Source organism: Saccharothrix lopnurensis (assembly GCF_042658445.1).
Lineage (GTDB): Bacteria > Actinomycetota > Actinomycetes > Mycobacteriales > Pseudonocardiaceae > Actinosynnema > Actinosynnema lopnurensis.
The window spans coordinates 64,838-82,108 of record NZ_JBHSQO010000016.1; the positions used below are offsets into that span (position 1 = coordinate 64,838).

Consider the following 17,271-nt stretch of genomic DNA (forward strand, 5'->3'; position numbering starts at 1 on the left):
CTCCGCACTGCGGCTGTCCGGGGGAAGTGGTGCGGACCATCTTCTCCGCCCGCGTCCGGTGGGGTACAGAGAGGGCACCTCCCCTCTGACGAAAGCCACTCCATGACCAGTCGACCCTGGCCCGACTTCCGTCCCGGCCCCCTCGCCTCCACCCGCGCCTGGTGGCGCCGGAACCGGGCCGACGCGGACGAGTACACGTTCGTGCCCGCCTCGACGACCCACCAGCACCAGTTCGAGTCGCCGCTGCCCAGCGCCGTCTACGGGCTGGACTTCCACGTCAAGATGACGATCCACTGGCGGGTCGACCTGACGAGCGGCGCCCGGCACAACTCGCCGCGCAACGCCGCGGTCAACGACATCATCCAGCGGGCCAGGGGGTTGACCGAGCGGACCATGCTCGTGCACCACGTCCCGCTCCAGCACCAGCTCGGGGATGAGCTGGCGGCCGAACGGCAGGTCGACGGCACGCACGTGTGGGCCCGTGCCGACGGGGTGGTGTTGAGCGTGGCCGAGGGTGACCTGGCGGTGGCGCGCAAGCACATCGAGCTGTTGCAGACCAGCGCGATGCGCCAGGCCGAGCGGGACGCGGAGCGCGCCGAGATGGCGTACCTCCGCGAGGAGGTGTTCGGCGACCTGTCCAGCGCCACGGTCTGGTGGCTCACGCGCAACGGCTACCAGGTCGAGCAGGCCGTCGCGCTGAGCAGGCACCTCGCGGAGCTGGTGGAGATCGCCGCGAACCGCCGCGACCGGCACTGGGCGGACACCCTGGTGACCAGCTTCGAGAACGCCCTCCCGCGCCTGGACGACGGCAGCCGCGCCGACGTGCGGCTGCACCTGGCCAAGGCGTTGGGCGTGTACGGGGGCTCGAACGTCGCCACCGAGTTCGCCGAGCAGGTGGGGTTGCCGGTCCACCACCACGAGCACCACGAGCTGCCCCAGAGCAGTGCGACGCAGAGCAGTGCGACGCCGAACAGCGGGACTCAGAGCGGCTCGACGCCGAGCAGCAGTGCCACGCCGAGCGGCAGTGGGACGCACGGCAGCGGTGCGGCGCAGAACAACGGGGTCCGGAACAACGGCACGCCGGGCAACGGGACCCACCCCGCCAACGGCGCCTGGCCCCTGCCCTGAGCCCGCACGAGCCGGGGGAGAGGCCCGGAAAAGGCGGAAGACCCCGGTCCCTGGGGGTGGACCGGGGTCTTCCTGCGGACCGGTCTACGAAACGTAGACCTCAAGCTCGTGAACCGAGTATCCGTAACTCGTGGCCCGTTGGATACCCGTCATTCGTACGAATCGTGCCTCATCGGGTGTGAACGGCGCAACGTCGTTTCCCCCGTCGCCCGCCGTCGTCTCGTACGCGGTCCGCCACCGGGAACCGTCGGTCGACAGCTCCACGCGGTACGCCCTGGCGTAGGCGCCCTCCCAGGACAGCACGACCCGGCCGACCCGGCGCACCGAGCCCAGGTCGACCTGCAACCACTGGTCGTCCGACCAGTCGCTGGCCCAGCGGGTGTCGGACCTGCCGTCCACCGCGTTCGACGGCGGCGAGCTGTACCAGCCCTTCTCGTAGCTGCTCGCGGTCGCGGTGGCGCCGGCCGCCAGGTTGCGCAAGTCCGCCCCGCGCCGGGACGGGAACTGCACGACCTGCTGGTACGTGGGCCTGTTCTGCCAGTTCACCTCGTCGTGCGTGATGCCGCCCATGGCCCGGTGCACGATGCTGTCCGCGCACCACTGGTCACCGGCCGCGCAGGTGCCGTCACCGGGGTAGACCGCCGTGGCGGGCACGGCCGCCGCCGCACGCAGGCTGTCCAGCAGCACCTGGCGGCACGCCGACAGCTGACCGCCGCCGCAGTAGCGCCCGCCCAGCGGGCCCTGCACGGAGTCCCCGAGCACGGACCGCAGGTCCTTGTGCACGTAGCTCCACCAGCCGTTCTGGAACGCGGAACCCTTGTGCGGCGTGGTGCCGTTGGGGTCGGACGGCGCCTCGTCCACCTGGAGCGCCCGGGTCAGCTGCCCGTAGAGCGCGTCGCCCAGACCGGGCTTGAACTGGGCCTCCACCAGCCGCGGCCACCAGGCGTCCAGCACCCGGATCGCGTCGGCGTGCGCGTACGCCCTGCTCCCGCGCCTGGTCTCGGTGCGCAGCGAGCCGGTCCGCTGCCACTCGCGCAGCCCGGCGACGACCTGCGCCAGCGCCGGGTCGGTCACCGGCGCGGAGTCCAGCACCCGCAGCAGCACCGGCAGCACCTGCTCGGCCCGCAGGTCGGCCAGGCCCGCCTCGGCCATGACCCTGGTCAGCGACGCCCGGGTGACGGGTCCCCGCGCCATGAGCGCCCGCACGCGGTCGTCGAGCAGGTCGCCGCGGTGCACCGAGCCCATGCCGTAGCCCGACGCCGAGTGGTCCAGCGCCTGCTTGTTGTTCCAGCTGATGTAGTAGTCCTGGTTCACCGACTGCGGGTGCTGCGCGAACGGCACGTAGGTCGCCGTGTTGCGGTCGGCGTCCCAGCCCTCCCACTCGTAGGCGGGTTCGGCCCTCACCGGCAGGTGCGGGTCGACGGTCGACCCGCGCACCGGGTTCGCGCCCGAGTTGAAGTACGCGGTGTCCCGGGAGTCCACGTAGAACCAGTTGAACGCGTACCCGACGCGCTCGGCGGCGCGCTGGAAGTCCGGTGCGGACCGGATCGCGTCGGGGTCGTTGAACTCCTGGAACCCGATGATGGAGTCCACCTCGTGCAGGTAGGTCGACCGCAGCGAGGTGTAGGCGACGAACTTCCCGCCCACCCGCGCCCGGCTCTGCACGAGCCCGTACTTCGTCCGGTGCACGACCAGCGTGTAGGAGCCGGCGGGCGTCGGGTCGGCGACGGTCGGCTTCCAGGAGTTCTTGCGCTCCAGGCGTTCCATCGGCAGGCACTGCCCGTGGTAGCGGTAGTGCAGCGACCCCGCGGCGGCGGGCGCGCCGGACGGCTCGCACAGCTCGACCGCGTAGGTGTCGGTGATGTCCTGGCCCGAGGACGTCGCGCTCCACGAGTAGTCCAGGCCCCGGCCCAGCTGCACGTACATCGACACGCCCGCGAACGACACGCCGCGCGCCCGCAGCCCCGGCCCGTTCAGCTCCTGGAGCATCAGCAGCTGCGGGGCGAAGTACCCGGTCTGCGGTCCCCACACGGCGATGGGGTTGCCGCTGTCGGTGTGCGGGCCGGACACGACCAGCGCGTTGGACATGCCCTGCTTGCGGCTGAGCAGGTCGCGCGGCAGCACGCCGTCGGAGAACAGGCCCTCGACCGCCTCCAGCCCGTCCGGCACGTCCACGGTGGACGCCCGGGAGGAGGTCTCGTCGTAGACCATGCGCTCCGGCGTCACCGCGCCGTCGTCGGGCAGCGCCACGCCCTGCGGGGCGGCGGGCGTGGTGGCGTAGGGGAACCGCTGCCCGTCGTGCAGGGTCAGCACGGCCTCCGGGTCGTTCTGCTCGCGGAACGACCGCCACACCCGCTCGCCCTCCACCGCGCCGTAGCGGTTCTGGGCGGCGAGCTTCACCAGGGCGTTCTGCACCTCGCCGCCGCCGCCCGCGCCGAACAGCCCGCCGACCACGGCGGCGATCGCGACCAGGTCCGTCGGCTGGAACGGCTGGATGTCGTTCCGGTTGGTGATGGCGTCGGCGTGGCCGGTGAGCACGTACTCGCCGGGGAAGTACCGCCCCTCGACCGCGTCCTCCAGGTAGGCGTTGATGCCCGCGATGTAGTCGCGCACGTCCTGCAACGCCTGCGCGCCGCGCGGGCCCTGGGTCGCCACCTGGTCGATCTGGCGCTGGAGGTCGGCCTCGGTGTAGGGGATCTGGCCGAAGAAGCTCTGCTCCAGCGCCCGGTTGCCCTCGGCGCCGCCCGCGAACCCGGACAGCTGCCCGCGCCCGAGGTGGCGGAACAGGTCCATCAGCCACAGCCGGTCCTGCGCGGCGGCGTACCCGGCGCCGAACTCGGTGCCGGAGCGGGTGGTGCCGTGGATGTGCGGCATCCCCAGGGTCTTGTCGCGGACGATGGTCACGTCCTCGCGCGGCCGGATCGTGCTCTCCACCTGGTCGGCGGGCACGCCGAAGGAGGCGTCGTTGAAGAACGCGCCCAGCTGCTCGTTGGTGAGGCCGCCGTAGCCGGAGGGCAGGGCGTCGTACTTGCCGAGCTGGTCGGCGGAGTGCGCCGGCCGGGTGCCGAACACCTGGTGGGCGAGGATGTCGGTGAGCGTGGCGTTGCCGTTCTGGCCGGGCGGCAGCACGTCGTGGCACTGGCCGAGGCAGTGGTCGTCGGGCGCGAACGCGGCGGTCCGGACCTGCTCGGGCGGCGCGGCGGCCGCGAGGGGCGAGACGGGCGGCACGGCGAGGGCGGCGGCCAGCAAGGGCACGACGGCGAGCGATCGGGCGGCTCTTCGCATGACGCGAAGCTCCTTCCAGGCAGGGGTCGTGTGACGCACGTTACTCAGAAGTAAAGATTCGCGAAAGTCCTTCGCGTTAGCCTGCGGAAATTACCCTGAGTACCCGCCTGACCTCGCTTTCCGCCTGGCAACTGTCAACGGGCGGTGACCGTGTGGTTCCGTGGTGAGATAACGGTGAATTAACGTCAGCTTGCGTGTTCGTGCGCGATGCTGGGCGGGTACGAACACGAAACGCCAACGCGGGGAGGCGTCGTGATCAAGGTGATGCTGGCCGACGACGAAGACCTCGTCCGGTCCGGCCTTCGCATGATCCTCAGCAGCGCCGGCGACATCGAGGTCGTGGCCGAGTGCGACGACGGGCACCTGGTGGCCGACCTGGCGCGCCAGCACCGCCCGCACGTCGTGCTGCTGGACATCCGGATGCGTTCCTCCGACGGGTTGATGGCGCTGCGCAAGCTGCGCACCATGCCGGACCCGCCGCGGATCGCCATGCTGACCACGTTCGACGTGGACGAGTACGTGTCCGAGGCCCTGCGCCTGGGCGCCTCGGGCTTCCTGCTCAAGGACACCGAACCGGAGCAGCTGGTCCGGGCGGTGCGCGACCTCGCCCTGGGCGGGGCCGTGCTCGACCCGGGCGTGGCGGCCAGGGTGCTGGCCGCGGTCGCGGACGGCGAGCGGGCCGCGGAACCCGCCCGCCGGCTGCTGGCCTCGCTGTCCGAGCGGGAGCGCGAGGTGCTCGTCCTGATCGGGCAGGGCATGTCCAACGCCGAGATCGGCGGCACGCTGCACCTGTCCGAGGCGACCGTGAAGGGGTACGTCTCCTCGGTGCTGGGCAAGATCGGCGCGGTCAACCGCGTGCAGGCGGCGCTGGTCGCCTTCCGCGGCGGCTTGATCGCCTAGGTCCCGGGCGACGCCCGCCCGGTCGACGACCCCCGGCCGGGCGCCCCGCCGTCACCGGCCGAAGAACGCCAGCAGCTCGCGGGTCACGACCTCCGGCCGCTCCTCGGCCAGGTAGTGCCCGCTGTCCCGGACGACCACGAGCTCCGGGTCCACGACGTGGCGGCGCAGCGGTTCCGCCAGGTACTCCGGCGCGTCCTCGTTCGCCAGCCCGAGCACCGGCAGCGCCAGCCGCGGGTAGCCCCGGTGGTCCTCGACGTCCTGGCCGAAGGTCTGGTACCAGCCGTTGGCCGCCCGGACGTGGTCGGGGGAGGAGTACGCGGCCGCGTAGATCGCCCGGTCCCGGTCGGTGATGGCGCTCTGGTCCTTCAGCAGCATCGCGCAGAGGTGGTCGACCAGCAGCCGGTACCGGCCGGCGAGCAGCTGCTCGGGCAGCGCCCGGACCTGGTTGAAGGCGAACCACCACAGGAAGAGGGGCTGTCCGGGGCGGGGCACCAGGGTGAGGTCGTACATGCTCTCGTCCGGGTGGGCCACGTCGAGCAGGGCGAGCCTGCGGACCGCCCCGGGGTGGTTGGCCGCGAGGCTGTGGCCGACCATCGCGCCGATGTCGTGGCCCGCGACGTCGACCCGGCCGAGCCCCAGCTCCCGCACCAGTTCCAGCACGTCGCGGGCCATGGTCCTCTTGTCGTAGCCGCCCGCCGGGGTGGCCGACCCGCCCATGCCGCGGAGGTCCACCGCGACCACGCGGTGCCGCCGGGCCAGCGGCGGCATGATCTTGCGGAACTGCCACCACGTCTGCGGCCAGCCGCCCAGCAGCACCAGCGGCGGCCCCTCTCCGCCCGTGACGTGGTGCAGGCGCGTGCCGTTGACCTCCGCGTGGGCGCTGCGGAAGCCGAGGGAGCGGGCCAGCGCCGCGTCCGAGGGCGTGCCGGCGGTGTCGGCCAAAGAGGTGTCGGTCAAAGAGGTGTCGGCCAAGGCGGTGGCGCTCGGGCCGGTCGCGGCCAGGGCGGCGGTCGCGAGGCCGGAGGCCAGCAGTGCTCGTCGGTCCACGATGGCATCCATTCTTGACTGATCGTTCTATTATTGGGGCAGTGCGAACGCCGAAGAGGGCGCGGCGAGCGCTAGTCGAGCAGCGACAGCGCGTGGTCCACGGCGTCGCGCAGGCGGCGCGGGTCCGGGCGCTTGGCGATCACGCGCAGGCCCTGCGCCAGGGTGACCAGGAACCGGGCCAGCGAGTGCGGGTCCCGGTCCGCGCCCAGCTCGCCCTGGTCGCGGGCCCGGACCAGGGCGCCGGCGATCGCCGACTCCAGTCCGTTGAGGCCGGTGTCCACGCGCCGGCCCGCGGCCTCGTCGTGCGGCAGGCACTCCACGGCGGTGTTGGTGACGAAGCAGCCCCGGCGGTCCGGGTCGGTCAGCGCGTCCTCGGCGAACGAGCGGATCAGCGCCCGCACCGCGGGCAGCGCGGGACCCGCGGGCGACAGCAGGTAGGCCGAGCGCCCGACGGTCTCCTCGCAGTACCGGTCCAGCGCCCGGAGGTACAGCTCGTGCTTGGTGCCGAAGGTGGCGTAGAGGCTGGCCCGGCCGACCCCCAGGTGGTCCACCAGGTCCTGCACCGAGGTCGCCTCGTACCCCTTGCGCCAGAACAGGTCCAGCGCCGCCCGCAGCGCCGCGTCCGGGTCGAACTCCTTCGTCCTGGCCATGTCGCCACGCTAGCCATAATGGAACGGTCGGTCAACAAAACCGACCCCGCCGGCTCAGTTCCCGCTCACGAGCCCCGAGACCAGCGGCTCCACCTCGACGCGGTTGCGGCCGTGGCGCTTCGCGCGGTAGAGCGCCATGTCCGCGGCCGCGAACAGCTGGTCCAGTGCGGCCGGGCCGGCGGCCACGCCGACGCTCACCGTGGGCCGCCGCACCGGGCCGAGCACCACGGTCCAGTCGTGGTCGTCGACCGCCGCGCGGATGCGCTCGGCCACCGCCGGCCCCACGTCCCGGGTGCCGCCCGCGTCGCCGAGCAGCACCACGAACTCGTCGCCCGCCCACCGCGCCACCAGGTCGTCGGCCCGGCACTCGCGGCGCAGCAGCTGGGCGATCTCGCGCAGCGTCGCGTCACCCGCCGCGTGGCCCGCGTCGTCGTTCACGCCCTTGAACCGGTCCACGTCCACCAGCACCAGCCACGGCACGCGGCCCTTCGCGGCCGTGCCCTCCAGCAGGGCGGGCGCCGAGCGCTCCAGGCCCAGCCGGTTCGCCAGGCCCGTCAGCGGGTCCCGGGCCGCGGCCTCCTGCGCGGCGACCGCCAGCCGCTGGGCCTGCACCGCCACCCGCCGCTGCTCCAGCGCCTGCGCCAGGCCCTCCTGGAGCGTCTCGGTGGCGGTCCGGCCCGCCGCGACCGAGCAGCGCAGCGCCGCCGCCTCGCCCACGTGGTCGTTCATCCGCGCGCAGATGTCGGCCAGGTCCAGGGAGAACCGCAGCAGCAGCGACGGGTCGTTGATCGCCTCGGACGCGGCCACCGCCCGGCTGGCCAGGGTGCGGGCCCGCACCAGCTGGTCCTGCTCGCGGCACACCACCGCCAGCACCCAGTTGGCCACCGCCAGCGCCCACTTGTCGTCGGCCTCGCGCGCCTGCCGCAGCGTCTCCCGGGCGTGCTCCTCGGCCTGCTCCAGCTCGCCGACGCCCGCCAGCGACCGGCTGTACGCGCCCAGCAGCGCGCGGCGCATCTGCTCGTCCTTCGCCAGCTCCAGGCCCTCGCCGAGGTAGCCGCGGGCCTCCTCGAAGATCGCCGGGGCCAGCTCGGGCGGCGAGGAGATGGCGCGGAAGTTCAGCGTGCCGCCCAGCGCCTGGAGGCAGTAGGCGAGCACCTCGGTGGCCGACCCGGACGCCCGCGCCGCCCGCCGGGCCACCTGGACCGACAGCCGGAGCATGTCCACGGCCGCCCGCCGGTTGCCGATGCCCTCCAGCAGGTAGCCCAGCGCGTGCATGGCCTGCGCGGCGGCCGGCTTGTCGCTCGGCTCGCCCTCCAGGTCGGTCCAGCCCTCGGCGGCCAGCTCCAGGGCCAGCGGGATGCGGCCGAGCCGCCAGGCGAGCTTGGCCCGGTTGACCAGGACCGCGGAGCGCTCCCAGCGGTCCTGCCCGGCCGGGGCGTGGTTCACCACCCGGTCGAACAGGGTGTTCGCCTCCGCCAGCCGACCGGCGTTCAGCAACTCCCTGACCTCGTGGTCGGGTTGCGACGCCTGCTCCGAGGCCGGTGGCTCTCGCTGCTCCACTCGTGCTGACACCCCATTCCGACTCGGCGGGACGGGTACGCGGAGCCCGCCCGCCGCCGGCACGGCTACCACAGGCTACCGGCCCGGACGCCGGGTGTACCGCTCCTCGTGCAGGACTTCTTCCAGCGGCATCCGGTTGCGCCAACCGTGCCGCTCCAGGTCGGGGGTGTCCGGCAGCGCCGCGACCGGTCCGAGGCACAGCCAGGCCACCGGCCGCAGCGGCGCCGGGACGTCCAGCAGCCGGCGCAGCACGTCCTCGCGGTAGAAGCTCACCCAGCCCACGCCCAGCCCCTCGGCGGTCGCGGCCAGCCACAGGTTCTGGATGGCCAGGCACACCGAGTACAGGCCCGCGTCGGCGATGGCGTGCCTGCCCAGGACCGCCGGCGACCCCCGCTCCGGGTCGTAGGTGACGACGACGCCGAGGGTGGACTCCAGGACGCCCTCGACCTTGATCCGGTCGAACAGCTCCGCGCGCTCCCCGTCCAGCTCGGCGGCGAAGACGCTGCGCTCGGCCTGGACGTGGTCGCGGAAGGCGCGCCGGGTGCGCTCGTCGCGCACCACGATGAAGTCCCACGGCTGGGACAGGCCCACGCTGGGTGCGGCGTGCGCGGCGCTGAGCACCCGGCGCAGCACCTCCGGCGGGATCGGGGCGCCGGTGAACTCACCCCGGGTGTCCCTCCGGCGGTGCAGGACGTCGTAGAACCTCATTCGGACGATCGTGCCTCACGCGATCCGGTGAACTCCTCGTCGACGGGGGTGGTGTGCGTCTCAGCCGGGCGTTGAATGCCCGGTCATGATGGGCACAGCGCACGGGTCCGCGCTCGGGTTCGCCGGCGGGGTCGTGGTGACCGCGGTGGTGGGCCGCTGGCCGGCACCGGCCCTGGCCCTGCTGGTCGTGGTGGTGCTCGTCGTCTCCTGGTGGACCACCCCGGCGGGCTCCCTGCTGGCGGCGGCGCAGTGCTGGGGCCTCTACGCCGGCTTCGTCGTGGGCGACGAGGGCCACCTGGCGCCCGACTGGCACGCCCTGCTGGTGCTCGCGGTGGCGGGCACCGCCTCGCTCGGCGGCCTGGCGCGCTCCGGGCCGGAGGAGCTGTGACGACCTAGCCGAGCGGTCCCTGGACCTCGCCGTCCGGGGAGTCGCGCCACTGCTCGAACGGCCGGTCCAGCCGCCAGCCGCCGCCGTCGTCCGTCAGCACCCGGTCCTCGCACGTGTCGAGGTTGGACAGCGACTCGAACAGCTCGATGCTCCAGCCGAACAGCCGCCGGCACAGCAGGCGGATGGTCAGGCCGTGCGAGACCACCAGCACGTCGGCCGGGTGGCCGGGCTCGCGCATCCGCGCCTCCAGGTCGACGAGGAACGCGGCCAGCCGGTCGTCCACGTCCGCGCCCGACTCGCCGTTGGGCAGCCGGAAGAAGAAGTGGCCGAACGCGTGCCGCTGCTGCTTGAGCACCTCCTGCTGGACCGGGTCCTGGAGGTTGCCCCAGTCCTGCTCGCGCAGCCGGGGCTCGGCGGTGGTCCGCTCGGCCTGCGCGCCCAGGTCCAGGAGCCGCAGGGTGTTGCGGGTGCGCGTGTAGGGGCTCACGTAGACCGCGACCGGGTTCCCGCCCAGCAGTCCCCTGACCCGCGAGCCGGCCGCGCGGGCCTGCCGCTCGCCGGTCTCGGTCAACGGGAGGGCGTGGTCGGGGATGCGGCAGTACGCCAGCTCGTCGACGTTGCCCAGGCTCTGGCCGTGGCGCAGCAGGATGATCCTCACGGGACCATGGTGCCCGGCCCCGGTGTTACAGTTCGCCGGAAAACCAGCCCTCGGGTGTTACATGGAGGCGGTCCGATGATCTCCGTGGTGATCGGTGGCGGCACGATGGGCGCCGGGATCGCGCACCTCCTGCTCGCCGGCGGCCACGAGGTGGTGCTGGTCGAGTCCGGGGCGGACCGGGTCCCCGCCGCCCGGCGGGCCGTGGCGGCGTCGCTGGGCAAGGCCGCCGACCGGGGCAGGCTCGACGCCGACCCGGAGGAGCTGCTCGCGCGGCTGGTGGTCGCGGAGCGGCTGGAGCCGGTGGCCGCGGCGCTGGTGGTCGAGGCGGTGCCCGAGGACGTGGAGCTCAAGCGGCGCGTGCTGGCCGCCGCCGCGAGCGCCTGCCCCGACGCCGTGCTGGCCTCCAACACCTCGTCGCTCTCGATCTCCGCGCTGGCCTCGGGCCTGCCCGGCGAGCGGGTGCTCGGGATGCACTTCTTCAACCCCGTGCCCGTCCAGCAGCTGGTCGAGCTGGTCCACCACGACGGCGTGTCGCCCGAGGTCGTGGCCAGGGCCCGCGCCTGGGCCGAGCAGCTGGGCAAGACCGTGATCGAGGTGCGGGACGCGCCCGGGTTCGCCACCTCGCGGCTCGGGGTCGCCGTCGGGGTGGAGGCGATCCGGATGCTGGAGGAGGGCGTGGCGAGCGCCGAGGACATCGACACCGGGATGCGCCTGGGCTACGGCTGGCCGATGGGACCGCTGCGGCTGACCGACCTCGTCGGCCTGGACGTCCGGCTCGCCATCGCCGAGCACCTGGCCGCCGAGCTGGGCCCCCGGTTCGCGCCGCCCGCGTTGCTGCGGGAGAAGGTCGCCGCCGGCCACCTCGGGCGCAAGACCGGCCGCGGCTTCTTCACCTGGTAGGCGGGGACCCGTGCCGATCCGCGAGCTGACCCCCGACGACCTGGAGCCGCTGGGCCGGCTGCACCGGGTCGCGTTCGGCCGGTCCGACCCGGTCGAGGCGCGCCCCGGCACGCGGGGGCTGGCCGCCGAGCTGGACGGGCGGCTCGCGGGCGCGCTCGCGATCTCGGACTTCCACCAGTTCTGGGGCGGCTCGACCGTGCCCGCGGGCGGGATCGGCGGGGTGGCGGTCGACCCGTGGGCGCGGGGTCGTGGCGTGGCGAGCGCCCTGCTGGACGCCGCCCTGCGCGACATGCGCGACCGCGGGCAGGCGCTGTCGGTGCTGTACGCCACCGTGCCCGCGCTGTACCGGTCGCGCGGGTGGGAGCGGTCCGGGGTGTTCGAGCGCCTGGACTTCCCGCTGGACCGGATACCCGCGGGCGCCCGCGCGGACACCCGCCCGGCCGTCGAGGGCGACCTCGCGGCCCTGCACGCCTGCTACTGCGACCTCGCGTCCACGGTCAACGGGATGCTCGACCGCGCCGCACCCGCCTTCCGGGCGGCGGACGTGCTGGAGCGCGCCGTGGTGTCGGTGGTGCCCGGCCACGACGGCGAGGTCCGCGGCTACCTGACCGCCGAGCGCGACGCCGAGGGGCTGCGGGTGCACGACCTGGTCGCCCGGGACGCGGCGACCCAGCTCGGGCTGCTGGCCCAGCTGCGCAGCTGGGCCGGGGTGCTGGAGCGGGTGGCGGTGCGGGTCACCGACCCCGCCACCACCGGGCTGCTGACCGACCAGGCGATCCGGTTCACCACGACCGCGTCCGCCTGGCTGCTGCGGGTGGTGGACCTGCCGGCGGCCGTGGCGGCGCGCGGCTGGCCCGCCGCCGAGGGGCTGACCACGACCGTGGACCTGGAGGTCGTCGACGAGCACGCGCCGTGGCACGCGGGCCGGCGGCGGCTCGTGGTCGAGGACGGCCGGGTGCGGGTGGAGGCGGGCGGCGGTGGCGACGTGCGGCTGCACGCCCGCGCGCTGGGGCCCTGGTTCAGCGGGATGCAGGACAGCTCCGCGCTGCGGCGCGCGGGCCTGCTGGACGGTGACGGCCGGGTGCTCGATCGGCTGGTCGGCGCACCGGGTGTCCCCCGCCTGGCGGATTTCTTCTAACCTGACCACCCGTGCTGCTCGCCGCGCTGGAGCTGGTCGGGATCGCCGCGTTCGCCGCCTCCGGGGCCGTCGCGGCGGTGCGCGCCCGGCTGGACGTGTTCGGCGTGGTCGTGCTGGCCCTGACCACGGCGCTGGGCGGCGGCACGATCCGGGACGTCCTGCTCGGCGTGCACCCGCCGGCCGCCCTGGTGAACTGGCCCTACCTGGCCGTCGCCGGGGGCACCGGGCTGGTCGTGTCCTGGGCTCACCCGACCGTGGCCAGGCTCCGGCGGGCCGTGCTGCTGCTCGACGCGGTCGGCCTGGGCCTGTTCGTCACCGGGGGCACCGCCACCGCGCTCGCCCTGGGCGCCCCGCCGTACGCGGCGTGCCTGGTCGGCATGACCACCGGCATCGGCGGCGGCGCGCTGCGGGACCTGCTGCTGCGCGAGATCCCGCTGGTCCTGCGGCGCGAGATCTACGCGGTGGCGGCCCTGGTGGGCGCGGTCGTCGTCGTGGTCGGCCACCAGCTCGGGCTGCCGGCGGCGCTGGTGAGCCCGGTCGGGTCGGCCCTCATCGTCGGCCTGCGGCTGCTCGCCCTGTGGCGCGACTGGAACGCCCCGGTGCCCGGAAAACTTGACGGGTAGCTCACACGGGCTTCTCAGGCGGCTCTCAGGACCACCGGCAAAACTGATCCCATGCGCATCCTCGTTGTCGACGACGACCGGGCCGTGCGGGAGTCGCTCCGGCGCTCGCTGCAGTTCAACGGCTACCAGGTGGAGCTGGCCGGCGACGGCCAGCAGGCCCTGGAGTCCGTCGTCAACCAGCGCCCCGACGCCATGGTGCTGGACGTGATGATGCCCCGCCTGGACGGCCTGGAGGTGTGCCGCCGGCTGCGCAGCACCGGCGACGACCTGCCGATCCTCGTGCTCACCGCCCGCGACGCCGTGTCCGACCGGGTGTCCGGGTTGGACGCGGGCGCGGACGACTACCTGCCCAAGCCGTTCGCGCTGGAGGAGCTGCTGGCCCGGCTGCGGGCGCTGCTGCGGCGCGCCACGCCGGACGACCCCAGGGACGGGTCGGCGGCCGCGGTGCTGCGGTTCGCGGACCTGGAGCTGGACCCCGGGACGCGCGACGTGCGGCGCGGGGAGCGGCCGATCAGCCTGACCAGGACCGAGTTCGCGCTGCTGGAGCTGTTCCTGGCGCACCCCAAGCAGGTGCTCACGCGCGGCCGCATCCTGGAGGACGTCTGGGGCTACGACTTCCCGACCTCGGGCAACGCCCTGGAGGTCTACGTGGGCTACCTGCGCCGCAAGACCGAGGCCGAGGGCGAGACCCGGCTGCTGCACACCGTGCGCGGCGTGGGCTACGTGCTGCGGGAGACCCCTCCGTGATCGACGCCGCCAACGGGCGGTTGCAGCGGGTCTCGCTGCGCGCCCGGGTCACCCTGCTCGCCGCGTTCTGCGTGGCGGGCGCGGTGGCCGTCGTCTCGCTGGGCGCCTACATGACCGTGAGCCGGAACCTGCACGACCAGCTGGAGTCCAACCTCCGGCAGCGGGCGCAGGCGGCGGTCACCGCGCCCAAGGTCAACAACGACGTGACGGAGATCCCCGGCGCCTTCCTGGCGGCGGGGGACATCCGGATCGGCGTGCTGGACACCTCCGGCCAGATCTACTACCCGAAGGGCACCAGCCCGCCGCCCACCCAGCCCGCCGACCTGGACGTGGCGCGCGGGGTGGCGCTGGAGAACTCCTGGGTCGACACCCGGTCGGGGTTCCAGGTGCTGACCCTGCCCTACGGCGACGGGCAGGCGATGCTGATCGCCCAGTCCACCAAGCCGCTCAACACCACGCTGGGCAAGCTGGCCGTGGTGCTGTTCGTGATCAGCGGCCTGGGCGTGCTGGTCGCGGCGGTGGCGGGCACGGCGGTGGCGCGCACGGGGCTGCGGCCGGTGCAGCGGCTGACCGAGGCCACCGAGCGGGTCGCGCTGACCGGCGACCTGCGCCCGATCCCGGTCTCCGGCGACGACGAGCTGGCGCTGCTGTCGCAGCGGTTCAACGCGATGCTCGGCGCGGTGGCCGAGTCGCAGGAGCGGCAGCGCAGGCTGGTCGCGGACGCGGGGCACGAGCTGCGCACGCCGCTGACGTCCATGCGCACGAACCTGGAGCTGCTGCTGGCCTCGGAGCGGCCCGGCTCGCCGACGCTGGCCGACGAGGACAAGGCCGAGATCCACGCCGACGTGCGCGCCCAGCTCGACGAGCTGACCACGCTGATCGGCGACCTGGTGGAGCTGGCCCGCGAGGACGCGCCGCAGGTCGTGCACGAGCCGGTGGACCTGGTCGAGGTGGTGGAGCGGGCGCTGGACCGGGCCCGGCGCCGCGCGTCGGACGTGCGGTTCGTCGTCGACGCGCAGCCGTGGTCCCTGCTGGGCGACTCCTCGGCGCTGGAGCGGGCGGTGCTGAACCTGCTGGACAACGCGGTGAAGTTCAGCCCGGCGCGGGGCGTGGTGCGGCTGGGGCTGCGGCAGCTCGGCGACGGCAGCGCGGTGGTCGAGGTGGCGGACTCCGGTCCGGGCATCGCGGACGACGACCTGCCGCACGTGTTCGAGCGCTTCTACCGCTCGGACGAGGCGCGCACGCTGCCCGGCTCCGGGCTGGGGCTGGCGATCGTCAAGCAGGTCGCGGAGCGCCACGGCGGCGCCGCGTACGTGGGGCGGGCCCCGGAGGGCGGCGCGCTGTTCGCGCTGCGGCTGCCCGGCCGGCCGACGCCGCTGGCGCACCCGGTCAACCACTCGTCGGGTGACGCAAGCCGGTAGACCGAACACACAGTAAACAAGACTCACCAGGGTGTGGTGATCGTCGGGAAAACCGCCGGTTCCGACGAGTGCTCTTGTTGGACTGTGTTGACGTTTGCGCTCTGGATCGAGCACCCTGACGGCATGACGACGTGGCCCACCGGTGTGCGCGGCCTGGCCTGGGGCGCCGACCACAACCCCGAGCAGTGGCCCGAGTCCGTGTGGGCGGAGGACGTCGCGCTGATGCGGCGGGCCGGGGTGAACCTGGTCAGCGTGGGCATCTTCTCCTGGGCCCTGATCGAGGTCGAGGAGGGCCGCTACGAGTTCGGCTGGCTGGACCGGGCGCTCGACCGGCTGCACGAGGGCGGCGTCCGGGTCGACCTGGCCACCGCGACCGCCTCGCCGCCGCCCTGGCTGACCACCGCGTACCCGGAGGTCCTGCCCGAGACCGCCGGGGGCGTGCGGCTCTCCCACGGCTCCCGGCAGTCCTACTGCCCCTCCTCGGGCGTCTACCGGGAGAAGGCCGTCGCGCTGGCCCGCGCCCTGGCCGAGCGGTACCGGGAGCACCCGGCGCTCGCCGCCTGGCACGTGGGCAACGAGTACGGCTGCCACGTGTCGCGGTGCTTCTGCGACCGGTGCGCGGTGGCGTTCCGCGCGTGGCTGCGGGCCCGGTACGGCGACCTGGAGCCGCTGAACGAGGCGTGGGGCACCGCGTTCTGGAGCCAGCGCTACGGCTCGTGGGAGCAGGTCCTGCCGCCGCGCGCCACGCCGTCCCTCGGCAACCCCGGGCAGCTGCTGGACTTCGACCGGTTCTCCTCCGACGCCCTGCTGGAGCTGTTCACGGCCGAGCGGGACGTGCTGCGCGAGGTCACCCCCGGCGTGCCGGTGACCACGAACTTCATGGTGACCTGGACGTTCGGCGCGCTGGACTACTGGCGGTGGGCCGCCGAGGTCGACTTCGTGTCCAACGACCACTACACCCGCGCCGAGGACCCGGAGCGGCACGTCGAGCTGGCGTTCTCCGCGGACCTGGTGCGCGGGCTGGCCGGCGGGCGGCCGTGGCTGCTCATGGAGCACTCGACCTCGGCGGTGAACTGGCAGCGGCGCAACCTCGCCAAGGAGCCGGGCGAGCTGCGGCGCAACTCGTTCCAGCACGTCGCCCGCGGCGCGGACGGCACGCTGTTCTTCCAGTGGCGGCAGTCGCGGGCGGGCGCGGAGCGCTACCACTCGGCGATGGTCCCGCACGCGGGCCCGGACACCCGGGTGTTCCGCGAGGTGGAGCGGGTGGGCGCGGAGTACGCGCGGCTGGCCGAGCTGGTCGGCTCGACCGTCGAGGCGTCGGTGGCGCTGGTCTACGACTGGCAGTCGCGGTGGGCGCTGGGGCAGCCCGCGCACCCCACGGCCGACTTCTCCTACCAGGACCACGCCCTGGCGCTGTACCGCGCGCTGTGGCGGGCCGGGGTGACGGTCGACTTCGTGCCGCCCGGCGCGGACCTGTCCGGCTACGCCGCGGCCGTGCTGCCCGCGCTGTACCTGGTGGACGACGCCACCCCCTACGAGCGCTACGTCGAGGGCGGCGGCCGGCTGCTGGTGACCTACCTGTCCGGCATCACCGACGGCCGCGGCCACGTCCACCTCGGCGGCTACCCCGGCGCGTTCCGGGAGCTGCTGGGCGTGCGGACCGAGGAGTTCCACCCGCTGGGCGAGGGCGCGGCCGTGGCGCTGGACGACGGCTCGACCGCGCGCGTGTGGACCGAGGACCTGCGGACCGAGGGCGCGGAGGTGCTGGCCTCCTACGCCGACGGGCCGCTGGCCGGCGTGCCCGCGGTGACCCGCAACGACCGGGGCGACGGCGCCGCCTGGTACCTCGCGTGCGGCCTGACCGGCGACGGGCTGGACCGGCTGGTCCGCGGGGTGCTGGCGCACGCGGGCGTGCCGCGCGGGCCCGAGGGCGTCGAGGTCGTCCGCCGTCGGGGGGAGCGGGCGGGCGCGCCCGTATCGTGGCTGGTCGCGGTGAACCACGGGGGCGGCGACGCGGAGCTGCCCGCGGCGGGCGTCGAACTGCTGTCCGGTGAGCGGGTGACCGGGCGCGTGGTGGTGCCCGCCGGCGGCGTGGTCGTGGTCAGGGGAGAGGTGTGA

15 protein-coding genes are annotated in these 17,271 nt (G+C 74.1%); 9 read left to right on the forward strand and 6 right to left on the reverse strand.

Annotation, left to right across the window (positions count from 1 at the left end; all coding sequences use genetic code 11):
* Window positions 1-102 precede the first annotated feature (102 nt).
* Window positions 103-1,128 carry a hypothetical protein gene (locus tag ACFP3R_RS17795; protein ID WP_380637335.1) on the forward strand — a complete coding sequence of 342 codons (1,026 nt, stop codon included), beginning with the start codon at window positions 103-105 and terminating at the stop codon, window positions 1,126-1,128.
* Window positions 1,129-1,212: 84 nt separating this feature from the next.
* Here the strand turns inward: ACFP3R_RS17795 and ACFP3R_RS17800 are convergent, their stop codons facing one another.
* Window positions 1,213-4,413, reverse strand: coding sequence for a penicillin acylase family protein (locus ACFP3R_RS17800; RefSeq protein ID WP_380637336.1), 3,201 nt, complete (start codon window positions 4,411-4,413; stop codon window positions 1,213-1,215).
* Between the two features lie 252 nt (window positions 4,414-4,665).
* Between ACFP3R_RS17800 and ACFP3R_RS17805 the strand changes: the two genes are divergently transcribed.
* Window positions 4,666-5,313, forward strand: coding sequence for a response regulator (locus ACFP3R_RS17805; RefSeq protein ID WP_380637337.1), 648 nt, complete (start codon window positions 4,666-4,668; stop codon window positions 5,311-5,313).
* Window positions 5,314-5,364: 51 nt separating this feature from the next.
* On the opposite strand, the gene ACFP3R_RS17810 is transcribed toward ACFP3R_RS17805, so the two are convergent.
* The 4 genes from ACFP3R_RS17810 to bluB form a co-directional block, all read right to left on the reverse strand.
* On the reverse strand, window positions 5,365-6,360 hold the full coding sequence (locus ACFP3R_RS17810) for an alpha/beta fold hydrolase (protein ID WP_380637338.1): 996 nt from the start codon (window positions 6,358-6,360) through the stop codon (window positions 5,365-5,367).
* Between the two features lie 71 nt (window positions 6,361-6,431).
* Complete coding sequence (locus ACFP3R_RS17815) at window positions 6,432-7,010, reverse strand: TetR/AcrR family transcriptional regulator (RefSeq protein ID WP_380637339.1); 579 nt, start codon at window positions 7,008-7,010, stop codon at window positions 6,432-6,434.
* 54 nt (window positions 7,011-7,064) lie between these two features.
* Window positions 7,065-8,570 (reverse strand): diguanylate cyclase, encoded by a 1,506-nt coding sequence (locus ACFP3R_RS17820; protein WP_380637340.1) that lies wholly within the window; start codon window positions 8,568-8,570, stop codon window positions 7,065-7,067.
* Window positions 8,571-8,645: 75 nt separating this feature from the next.
* Window positions 8,646-9,278 carry a 5,6-dimethylbenzimidazole synthase gene (bluB, locus tag ACFP3R_RS17825; protein ID WP_380637341.1) on the reverse strand — a complete coding sequence of 211 codons (633 nt, stop codon included), beginning with the start codon at window positions 9,276-9,278 and terminating at the stop codon, window positions 8,646-8,648.
* 85 nt (window positions 9,279-9,363) lie between these two features.
* On the opposite strand from bluB, the gene ACFP3R_RS17830 reads away from it, so the two are divergent.
* A complete protein-coding gene (locus ACFP3R_RS17830; RefSeq protein ID WP_380637342.1) occupies window positions 9,364-9,666 on the forward strand; it encodes a hypothetical protein in 303 nt (100 codons plus the stop codon).
* A gap of 4 nt (window positions 9,667-9,670) precedes the next feature.
* Here the strand turns inward: ACFP3R_RS17830 and ACFP3R_RS17835 are convergent, their stop codons facing one another.
* Window positions 9,671-10,324 (reverse strand): histidine phosphatase family protein, encoded by a 654-nt coding sequence (locus tag ACFP3R_RS17835; protein WP_380637343.1) that lies wholly within the window; start codon window positions 10,322-10,324, stop codon window positions 9,671-9,673.
* 75 nt (window positions 10,325-10,399) lie between these two features.
* Here ACFP3R_RS17835 and ACFP3R_RS17840 point away from each other — a divergent pair, with 75 nt between their 5' ends.
* The 6 genes from ACFP3R_RS17840 to ACFP3R_RS17865 all read left to right on the forward strand — a co-directional run bounded on the left by ACFP3R_RS17840 (window position 10,400) and on the right by ACFP3R_RS17865 (window position 17,271).
* Window positions 10,400-11,224, forward strand: coding sequence for a 3-hydroxyacyl-CoA dehydrogenase family protein (locus ACFP3R_RS17840; RefSeq protein ID WP_380637344.1), 825 nt, complete (start codon window positions 10,400-10,402; stop codon window positions 11,222-11,224).
* A 10-nt stretch (window positions 11,225-11,234) separates the two neighbouring features.
* Window positions 11,235-12,362, forward strand: coding sequence for a GNAT family N-acetyltransferase (locus ACFP3R_RS17845; protein WP_380637345.1), 1,128 nt, complete (start codon window positions 11,235-11,237; stop codon window positions 12,360-12,362).
* A gap of 11 nt (window positions 12,363-12,373) precedes the next feature.
* Window positions 12,374-12,985 carry a trimeric intracellular cation channel family protein gene (locus tag ACFP3R_RS17850; RefSeq protein ID WP_380637346.1) on the forward strand — a complete coding sequence of 204 codons (612 nt, stop codon included), beginning with the start codon at window positions 12,374-12,376 and terminating at the stop codon, window positions 12,983-12,985.
* Window positions 12,986-13,036: 51 nt separating this feature from the next.
* The gene (locus ACFP3R_RS17855; RefSeq protein WP_380637347.1) at window positions 13,037-13,732 is read left to right on the forward strand and encodes a response regulator transcription factor; all 696 of its coding nucleotides are present in this window, start codon (window positions 13,037-13,039) and stop codon (window positions 13,730-13,732) included.
* Window positions 13,729-15,153 (forward strand): sensor histidine kinase, encoded by a 1,425-nt coding sequence (locus ACFP3R_RS17860; protein WP_380637348.1) that lies wholly within the window; start codon window positions 13,729-13,731, stop codon window positions 15,151-15,153. The genes ACFP3R_RS17855 and ACFP3R_RS17860 overlap by 4 nt, the downstream gene beginning before the upstream one ends.
* Window positions 15,154-15,276: 123 nt before the next feature.
* Window positions 15,277-17,271, forward strand: coding sequence for a beta-galactosidase (locus tag ACFP3R_RS17865; protein WP_380637349.1), 1,995 nt, complete (start codon window positions 15,277-15,279; stop codon window positions 17,269-17,271).

Excerpts from the sequence above, each read along its gene's own strand:
- ACFP3R_RS17865 (WP_380637349.1), top strand. The coding sequence starts at position 15,277 with ATGACGACGTGGCCCACCGGTGTGCGCGGCCTGGCCTGGGGCGCCGAC.
- bluB (WP_380637341.1), bottom strand. The coding sequence starts at position 9,278 with ATGAGGTTCTACGACGTCCTGCACCGCCGGAGGGACACCCGGGGTGAG.
- ACFP3R_RS17815 (WP_380637339.1), bottom strand. The coding sequence starts at position 7,010 with ATGGCCAGGACGAAGGAGTTCGACCCGGACGCGGCGCTGCGGGCGGCG.
- ACFP3R_RS17830 (WP_380637342.1), top strand. The coding sequence starts at position 9,364 with ATGATGGGCACAGCGCACGGGTCCGCGCTCGGGTTCGCCGGCGGGGTC.
- ACFP3R_RS17800 (WP_380637336.1), bottom strand. The coding sequence starts at position 4,413 with ATGCGAAGAGCCGCCCGATCGCTCGCCGTCGTGCCCTTGCTGGCCGCC.
- ACFP3R_RS17840 (WP_380637344.1), top strand. The coding sequence starts at position 10,400 with ATGATCTCCGTGGTGATCGGTGGCGGCACGATGGGCGCCGGGATCGCG.
- ACFP3R_RS17795 (WP_380637335.1), top strand. The coding sequence starts at position 103 with ATGACCAGTCGACCCTGGCCCGACTTCCGTCCCGGCCCCCTCGCCTCC.
- ACFP3R_RS17855 (WP_380637347.1), top strand. The coding sequence starts at position 13,037 with ATGCGCATCCTCGTTGTCGACGACGACCGGGCCGTGCGGGAGTCGCTC.